Here is an 8,060-nt window from a genome sequence, read left to right on the forward strand (position 1 = left end):
CCCTCAAGCTGGAAGGACGAGTCAAGACCGAGAGCAGCACCCGGCGGATGGTCCGGGAGCGGGCGGAGCTCCGGCTCTTCGAGCTGGTCTCCCGCACCAACCGGCTGATCGAAGAGATCCGCTCGAACGCCCGACGGCCGGTCCTGGTGATCGTGGAAGATCTGGATAAGCTCTCTTTCGAGCGGGCCATGGGCCTCTTCCTGAACCATGCCGCCCTGCTGGCGGAGCTGCGCGCGCATATCCTGTTCACGTTCCCCATCGCCCTGCGTTACGCCCGCGAGTTCCTCCAGATCCGCAGCCATTTCAGCGAGCGGTTCATCGTCCCCAACGTGATGGTCTATGACCGTCAGGGACGGCTGCGGCCGGAAGGGTATCGGGTGATGCGAGAGATCGTGGAGCGCCGGGTGGAGCCCTACCTCATCGATCCCGAGGCGATCGATCTGGCCGTTCGGATGAGCGGTGGGATCCCCCTAACCCTGATCCAGCTCCTTCAGTCGGCGATCCTGCATGGGCTTGCCGCCGGCCAGGATCGGATCGGTCTCCCGGAGATGCGAAGCGCTGTGATCCAGTTGCAGAACGACTACCGAGGAACCCTTCGGCCGGAGGATTATGGGGAATTGTTGCGCTACCACCGCACGCGGGCCTTCGTCAACGACGAGCGCACCCGGGAGTTCCTGGCCAACCTGAGCCTTCTGGAATACAGCGATGGGGAGCCCTGGTGCGACGTCCATCCGATCCTGCTTCCCTTGCTGGGAGAGAAATCCGATCGCGCAGGCGGGCGATAAGCCCGCCCGCGTGATCGGCCCCCTTACGGATTCAGGCGGTAGCCCTGCCGGCGCACCGTCTGGATCCAGCGCGGACGCTTGGGGTTGGCTTCCATCTTTTGGCGGAGGTTCCAGATATACCAGCGGAGGGCCTGAAGGGATCCTTCCTGGGGTCCGCCCCAGACGGCGGTGAGCAGCTCATCGATGGAGACCACCCGTCCGGCCCGCTCAGCCAGGGCGACCAGGATGGCGTATTCGATGGGGGAGAGGTCCAGAAGCTGGCCCTGGAACTGCACCTGGCGGCGCTCCCGATCGATGACCAGCGCTCCGTCCCCCACCTCCAGGACGGAGGATGCAGTGGGGACGACTCGGCGCACCCGTCGCAGGATCGCCTCCACCCGCGCGAGCAACTCCTCGACCGCGAAGGGCTTGACAATGTAATCATCCCCGCCCAGGACCAGCCCCCGCACCCGGTCGGGGATTTCCTCCAGGGCGGTCAGGAAGAGGATGGGCACGGTGGAGACCCGTCGGATGCGCCGACAGACTTCCCAGCCTTCGATGTCGGGAAGCAACACATCCAGGATCACCACATCCGGGTTGTGGAGGTCGAACAGGGAAAGCCCTTCACTTCCTGTGCCCACTGCGAGCACCTCATAGCCATTCTGGATCAGGGCCCGCGTTAACAGATCCCGTAATAGCGCGTCGTCGTCGATGAGCAGGATCAATGCTTTTCCATTCATCATCGGTTCCCTCTGCCTCAACCATAGAGTTTTCGGAACGATGGATCTTGCAGGTCCACCGGCTGAACTCCCGGCGGATCATCTTCGGGGCTGGGCGGGGTCAAAGGCCCCTGCCCAGTCCTAAAAACTCCAGTCCTAAAAACCTCAGACCGGCGCATAACATGGCTTCGATTACGGACCGGCGTTTCACCACTCATACCAGTCCGAGGGCCAGACCGGGCGAGGCCGGCGGCGGGCGAAGAGGCGGACCAGCAGCCAGCCGGCCACGAACCCGCCGATATGCGCCCACCAGCCGATGCCGCCCACCGAGGGACTGGCGGTGGTGATCGCCGCCATGCCGTTGATGAACTGGAGCAGGAACCACATCACCAGCAACAGGGCGGCCGGGACTTCGAAGAAGCCCAGGCCGAAGAGGAAATAGGGGGATAGCACGGTCACTCGAGCCCCGGGGAAAAGCACCAGATAAGCGCCCAGCACGCCTGCGATGGCCCCACTGGCCCCAATCAGGGGGACCCGCGAGCCGAAGAGGACCAGGGTCTGGATCAGACCGGCGAGCACCCCGCACAGCACATAGAAAACCAGATAGCGCAGATGGCCCATGCGGTCTTCCACATTGTCTCCGAACACCCACAGGTAGAGCATATTCCCCAGAATATGGGCCCATCCCCCGTGCAGGAACTGGCTGGTGATCAGCGTAATCAGCCAGAACGGATCCTCCTGTCCCAACAAGGCCCCCCAGACCCGAACCGGCACCGCTCCCCATGCAAACAAAAATCGATCCAGCGCCCGCGGAGGCAGCGAGAGCTCGAACAGGAAGATCAGGACGTTCAGCAGGATCAGCATCCAGTTGACAAAGGGAATGGTCCGACTTCGCGGGCTATCGCTAATTGGAATCATTCAGAAATCCCTGCCGAGAAGGTCAAAACCCATTATACCTCTTTGGAAGAAACCGCGGAATCGAGATGGCGTGTTATGCGCGGTGCGGATTTGTTGCAATCCCGGTGATCGAGGCCTTTCCCTCGCTCGCTGGCAAACCCGGAGATGGGGGTGACGGAGCGGGCGGCGCCGTCCACCTTGTCACTCCGATCCCGGTGTTTGCAACAGAGCGTGCTACCCCCCGTGGATGCGGGACCAGCCTCTCTCGCCTTTTTGAGGAGGTGGCATGGCGGAGAGAGGCCTTGCCGCTGGACTGCGGGGCCGGTCCGGCCATCGATCCGCTTGACGGACAACGGGGAGCCAGGCATAATTGCCTGTGGAGGGATGGCCGAGCGGCTGAAGGCGGCGGTCTTGAAAACCGCTAGGGGGCCTGAGCGCCTCCTCGGGGGTTCAAATCCCCCTCCCTCCGCCTTGGGTTTCGTCCGCAAACTTGGGGCAACGGGGCGGGCAGCTTCGCGGCCTGCTCCGTTTCTTTGGCTTTTCTGGTCCTCCTCTCCATGTCGTGAAGCAACGTCGAGGGGAGGATAGAGGGAAGAGCGGAGCCTTGGGTCCCCAGCAGGGGGCGTTCAGATGGCCACTGGGGATCACGGAAGCGGAAGGGGGATCCGGGCGGCCGAGGGACCGCCCGCCCGGATCGTCTGGTTCTCTTACTGTGGATATGGAGGGGTGCCGGAGTGGCCTAACGGGACCGCCTGCTAAGCGGTGGGGGGTGCGAAAAGCCCCCCTCGAGGGTTCGAATCCCTCCCCCTCCGCCTGAGAGCGGGGCAGCGCGCGACGCGCTGCCCCGTTTTTATGAGCGGCCGGGGCCGCGTCTCCCTCCCCACAGCTTAAAGAGCGGATGGAGAGGGGAGAGAATAGACTTCCCGAGGAAAGGAACAGCGTGACGGGGCGAGCGCTCAGCGAAGGACGCGCCGTGCGGCCTGCTCACACAAACTGCGCCCCCCAGCTTCCAGCCACTCCTCAAGCCGGGCGCTCTGGGCGGCTCCCCGGCGGGCATCCTCGTAGATGCCGACCCCCCAGTAAACGTAGCGTCGGGTCTCCGCCGCCCAGCGTTCCGGGCGCCCGATGACTGTATGACCCCCGTTGTAGCCGGCCAGAGCCTGTGCCACATCACCGTTCGCCTTGCGCAGCGCCTCCGCCAGATAGGAAAGCCCCGCTCGAGCATTGGTCTCCGGATCCCATGGATCCTCCTGCGCCCCGAAATGAAAGGGCATCACCTGAAAGAGCCCCATCGCCCCGCTGGAGGAGAGCGCCAGAGGATCCCCGCAGGATTCGATCTGCATCACCGTGGCGATCAGATTGGGGTCCAGATCGTAGGCCTGAGCCCAAGCCAGGATCTGCGCCGACCAGCGCTGCACTTCTGGGGTGAACAAAGGGGCCAGGGCGCCCACCTCCGACGGACGGGAGGGAGCGGAGATCGGGGCGGCAGCCCGTTCCAGGGAGGTGACGGCCTCGTTCGGATTCAGGGTCACGGCCACCACCCCGGCCAGCGGCGTCAGCAGGAGGGCCGCCAGCACTGCGATGCCGAACGGAAGGCCGCGCGTGACCCAGCGTTGCGCTTCCAGCGCCAGCATCGATCCACCTCCAGGGTATAAGGAGATCACCGCGAGCAGCGAGCATCTCAAAGGAGGGACAAGCCCGGAACCTGTTCGGCTTCACCGGGAAGGAAACGGCTGAGCGGGACGAGCAGGAGCGGGAAGACCCGGGAGATTTCGTGGGTGGGCGAGGCCGCCTTCGATGGCCTCGCCCACCCACGAAATGGAACGCTGCCCGTGGCCGGTCAACGCGGATGGATCCGCTGTCGACGAAGCGCCTCCTGGTCTTCCGGGGTGATCAGGCGAGGCCCCGAGGCGGTTCCCCGCGTCTCCTCCGCCGCTTCCGGCGTCTGCGCGATCCGGGCATCCGCCCAGGCGTGGAGACGATCGGCGAGCCGGTGCAGCGCTGGCATGAGAAGCCCCATCATCGTGCTCACCAGGAGGACCCGCCCCGTCCAGACCAGAAAGGCGGTCGCGGTCGGGATGTAAGGCATCAGGGTGTTGACCAGAGCCGTGCGGGGCGTGCCGGGCTGGGCCAGCGGCGAGGCCATCAAGGCCAGGGTGACCGCCCACCACTTGAGGAGGGCATTGGCTCCCGAAGCCAGGAGCCAGGCGACCAGCACATACCAGAAGCCGGGCTTTTCCCGCTCGTTGGGGATCGAGAGATACAGCAGGCCCGAGAGATCCACCAGCCACAGCCCCAGCGCCAGCAACATCCCCCAGGTCATCCCATCGGCGGTCAGGTTGCCGAAGAGCGTGGTCAACGCATATTGGGATGCCGAGTAATTGAACCACTCCAGCGCCAGCCATCCGCCCGCCATCATCAGCCCGACCACCAACGGCACTCCGATCTCCGCCCTCGACACCGGAGACAGCCCGACCGATCCCGGGGCTTCCTCCTCACGGCTCGACCGGAGGGCCCGATCGTCCGGTTGAGCGATCTGGAACCAGTGCCAGGCCATCCGAACCTCCTTAGAACATTTGTTCTAATCCGCAACCTCATCATATCACCGGATGGGTGGGGCGTCAAGTCCCTGGCCGATGGCCCGTTTTGAAAAGCGGTCTCTGCCCGCCTCGGGAAGGGGGCTTCCGCAATTCCTGAGGACGAAGCGGGATCTTCGGGGCTCAGGGCCTTTCGGGGGCGGTTCTGGCTCTCTCGGATGAGGAAATCACGATGGGTTGGAAACGCATACGATGGGTTCAACGCTGCTTGCGCGAACGATGGATCCCTCCCTGAGGATGGGGTCCGGCGGGCCGCCGGAGGCAGCCCGCCGGACCCTCACATTTATTCCGGCAGCGCGGCCAGCCAGAGGCCCAGACGCTCCTGTTCTTCAAGGGAAGCGGGCGCGGTCCCTTCCGCCCGCTCGTCCGGCCAGAGCAGGGGATGACCGCAGAGCGGGCAGATGGGAGAAGTTCCACTTTCCACAAAGCGAAGGGTCTGCCCTTCCAGCTCCACGATCCACTCCTCAGCCTGCGCCCGACCCACCCATGCGCCTTCATGGGCCTGACACTCAACCCGATCACAGAACAGCCACATTTTTTCCATCGGAACTTTTCCTCCGCAGCGTGTTTTGATTGTCCTTCGCATGCGCGCATGCGTCCACTTTATCGGATCCCCCGGGACCCTGGAGGTCCGGTCAGGGGCTCTTGCCTCTCTCCACCAGCTCTCTACTTCGCGGCGTGGGACGGGGGGATAAGAAATCTTTGGGGGGCGGTGCGGGGGGCTTTGGGCCCCCCGTACCGCCCCCGAAAACCCCCAAATGAAAAATGGACAAAGCACTAAAAGGGAATGTGGATTGTCCCTTACTTCTCCTCAGAGCTCCAGTTCCCAACTGGGCAAAGCCCTCGCCGCTTCGCGGCCTCTTCGCAACTTGCGCTACAATCATAAGAGTTGGGAAGGGCGCACCCGGCGAGATCGAGGGAAGAGGAATGGAGGTGGAGATCCGCTCCTTACATACTCTTGAGGAGATCGAGGCGTGCGTGGAGCTCCAGCGCCGGATCTGGGGCTCGGATGATCTGGATGTGGTCCCCGCCCATGTGCTCATCACGGCCGCCCATAATGGGGGGGTGCTCCTGGGAGCCTTTGCTGGCGGCGAGCTGGTGGGGTTCGTATTCGGCTTCCTGGGAACCGATGAGCGCCGGGGACGGGAGGCCCCGGCGGCGGTCAAACTGAAGCACTGTTCCCATCAATTGGGCGTGCTCCCGGAATGGCAGGATAAAGGGATCGGTTATCGGCTCAAGCTGGCCCAGCGCGAGGCGGTTCGGAATCAGGGCCTGCGGCTGATCACCTGGACGTATGATCCACTGGAGAGCCGCAACGCCTATTTCAACATCGCTAAGCTGGGGGCGGTGTGCAATACCTATATCCGGAACGCTTATGGGGAGCTCCACGATGCCCTGAACCGGGGGCTGCCCACCGATCGCTTCCAGGTGGACTGGTATATCGCCAGCCGGCGCGTGGCGACCCGCCTGAGCCAGGGCCATTTCGCCCTTTCCCGTTCCTCCTTTGAACAGGCGGGGGCTGTTCTGGTGAACCCCTGCCGCTTCGACGGCCGGGGCCTGTCGATCCCTCCGGAGACATTCCAGACACCCGATGTGGAGTTCTGGCTGGTGGAGATCCCCCATCATTTCCAGGACATCAAGCGTCAGGATCCGGGCCTGGCCCGGGCCTGGCGGTTCCACACGCGGGAGCTTTTCGAGACGGCCTTCGCCCTCGGCTACCTGGTGGTGGATTTTATCCGCGAGCAGGAGCCGGGGAAGCCCCCCCGCAGTTTCTACGCCCTGGTCCGGGCTCATCTGACCGGGAGGGAGCCATGGAGCGTTTTCGCCCGGCATCTCGTCGACCTTCGGGATGCGGAGTGATCGCGGATGCGACTTTGTTCGTTTCAGGGCCCTGAGGTCTTCGAGGAGCTCACGGAGGCCTGGATCGATCTGCTGCGCCGGTCATCGGTGGATTCCCCCTTTCTGCGTCCAGGCTGGTTGCGGACCTGGTGGGAGCACCTCGGGGAGGGGGAGCTGCACGTGCTGACGTTTGAAGAGGGGGGACGGTTGATCGGCATCGCCCCGCTGCGCCGGATCGCTCGGGATGGCCGTAGGGTTCTGGAGACCTTCAGCGAGGAGGTCACGGATTATCTGGACCTGCCGGTGGAATCCGGCCGGGAGGAGGAGCTCGCCCATGCGCTCCTGGCCTGGCTCATCAGCCCCGCCGCGCCGGAGTGGGATCTTCTGATCTTATGGAACATCCGGGAGGATTCCCCGATATATGGAGCATGGTCGGCCGTTGCGCCTGCTTACGGCCTGGTGGCCCGGGCAGAGCGCTTAACGGTGTGCCCGGTGTTGTCGCTCCCCGCGACGTGGGAGGCCTATCTTCAGATGCTGGATGGGAAGGACCGTCATGAGCTGCGGCGCAAGATGCGCCGGGTCGAGGCGCTGGAAAGCGTCCGCTGGTATATTCTTCGAGAGGACGGGCCGGATGCGGAGGAGGCGATCGAGGCCTTCCTGGATCTGATGGCCGTTAGCAGCCCGGAGAAGGCGGATTTCCTGAGCGAGGGCGTGCGCGCCTTCCTCCGTCAGGCGATCCGTCATGGCCTTCGGGAAGGATGGGCGCGGCTTTCGTTTATGGAGATCGAGGGGGAGAAAGCGGCGACGTATCTGGATTTCGATTACCGGGATCGGATCTGGCTGTATAACGCCGGCTTCAATCCCCGTTTCGCCGGTCTGAGCCCGGGCATCGTTCTGCTCGCCTATCTGATCCGCCAAGCGATCGAACAGGGGAAGCCGGTATTCGATTTCCTGCGCGGGGACGAGCCGTATAAGTTCCGTTTCGGTGCCCGGGAGGTGCCCCTTTATCGGATCCTCATCTCCCGACCGGAGTGAATATTTCCCTCCGCGAGGCCGGGGCAATCCCTCCCGCTGGGCTCAAGGGTCCGGGGATGGATATGGATAATGGATAAAGGGATGCCAACCGCCGAAGACGGTCGCCTGGTGCAAACCTTGGGGATTTCGGGGTGGGTGGGGGGGGGGGGCAGACCCCCCCCCCCCCCCCCCCCAAACACAAAAACCAAACCAAAGGGCCCCAAAACCAC

General features: G+C 64.0%; 8 protein-coding genes, 2 tRNA genes and 1 pseudogene. 6 read left to right on the forward strand and 5 right to left on the reverse strand.

What is annotated here, in order from left to right; all coding sequences use genetic code 11:
- Positions 1–785: pseudogene (locus tag NZM16_RS06285) on the forward strand (hypothetical protein); the annotation flags it as partial.
- A 23-nt stretch (positions 786–808) separates the two neighbouring features.
- On the opposite strand, the gene NZM16_RS06290 reads toward NZM16_RS06285, so the two are convergent.
- Both NZM16_RS06290 and NZM16_RS06295 read right to left on the reverse strand, forming a co-directional pair.
- The gene (locus NZM16_RS06290; RefSeq protein WP_295479363.1) at positions 809–1,507 is read right to left on the reverse strand and encodes a response regulator transcription factor; all 699 of its coding nucleotides are present in this window, start codon (positions 1,505–1,507) and stop codon (positions 809–811) included.
- Positions 1,508–1,690: 183 nt separating this feature from the next.
- Positions 1,691–2,401 (reverse strand): rhomboid family intramembrane serine protease, encoded by a 711-nt coding sequence (locus NZM16_RS06295; protein ID WP_295447895.1) that lies wholly within the window; start codon positions 2,399–2,401, stop codon positions 1,691–1,693.
- 357 nt (positions 2,402–2,758) lie between these two features.
- Here NZM16_RS06295 and NZM16_RS06300 point away from each other — a divergent pair.
- The 3 genes from NZM16_RS06300 (at position 2,759) to NZM16_RS06310 (ending at position 3,192) form a co-directional block, all read left to right on the forward strand.
- A tRNA-Ser gene (locus tag NZM16_RS06300) sits at positions 2,759–2,849 on the forward strand.
- A 161-nt stretch (positions 2,850–3,010) separates the two neighbouring features.
- Entirely contained in the window at positions 3,011–3,139 is a 129-nt protein-coding gene (locus tag NZM16_RS06305) for a hypothetical protein (RefSeq protein WP_295479366.1), read from the forward strand.
- Positions 3,101–3,192 (forward strand) — tRNA-Ser (locus tag NZM16_RS06310). Before NZM16_RS06305 ends, NZM16_RS06310 begins: the two co-directional genes overlap by 39 nt.
- Positions 3,193–3,336: 144 nt before the next feature.
- Here the strand turns inward: NZM16_RS06310 and NZM16_RS06315 are convergent.
- The 3 genes from NZM16_RS06315 to NZM16_RS06325 all read right to left on the reverse strand — a co-directional run bounded on the left by NZM16_RS06315 (position 3,337) and on the right by NZM16_RS06325 (position 5,521).
- Positions 3,337–4,014 (reverse strand): lytic transglycosylase domain-containing protein, encoded by a 678-nt coding sequence (locus tag NZM16_RS06315; protein ID WP_295447893.1) that lies wholly within the window; start codon positions 4,012–4,014, stop codon positions 3,337–3,339.
- A 206-nt stretch (positions 4,015–4,220) separates the two neighbouring features.
- Positions 4,221–4,937 (reverse strand): hypothetical protein, encoded by a 717-nt coding sequence (locus tag NZM16_RS06320; RefSeq protein WP_295447890.1) that lies wholly within the window; start codon positions 4,935–4,937, stop codon positions 4,221–4,223.
- A gap of 323 nt (positions 4,938–5,260) precedes the next feature.
- Positions 5,261–5,521, reverse strand: a complete 261-nt coding sequence (locus tag NZM16_RS06325; protein ID WP_295447887.1) for a hypothetical protein — start codon at positions 5,519–5,521, stop codon at positions 5,261–5,263.
- A 383-nt stretch (positions 5,522–5,904) separates the two neighbouring features.
- Here NZM16_RS06325 and NZM16_RS06330 point away from each other — a divergent pair, with 383 nt between their 5' ends.
- Positions 5,905–6,837, forward strand: coding sequence for a GNAT family N-acetyltransferase (locus NZM16_RS06330; RefSeq protein ID WP_295479368.1), 933 nt, complete (start codon positions 5,905–5,907; stop codon positions 6,835–6,837).
- Between the two features lie 6 nt (positions 6,838–6,843).
- Positions 6,844–7,851, forward strand: coding sequence for a GNAT family N-acetyltransferase (locus NZM16_RS06335; protein ID WP_295479371.1), 1,008 nt, complete (start codon positions 6,844–6,846; stop codon positions 7,849–7,851).
- Positions 7,852–8,060 lie beyond the last annotated feature (209 nt).

It is taken from the genome of Thermoflexus sp. (genome assembly GCF_025055495.1).
GTDB lineage: Bacteria > Chloroflexota > Anaerolineae > Thermoflexales > Thermoflexaceae > Thermoflexus.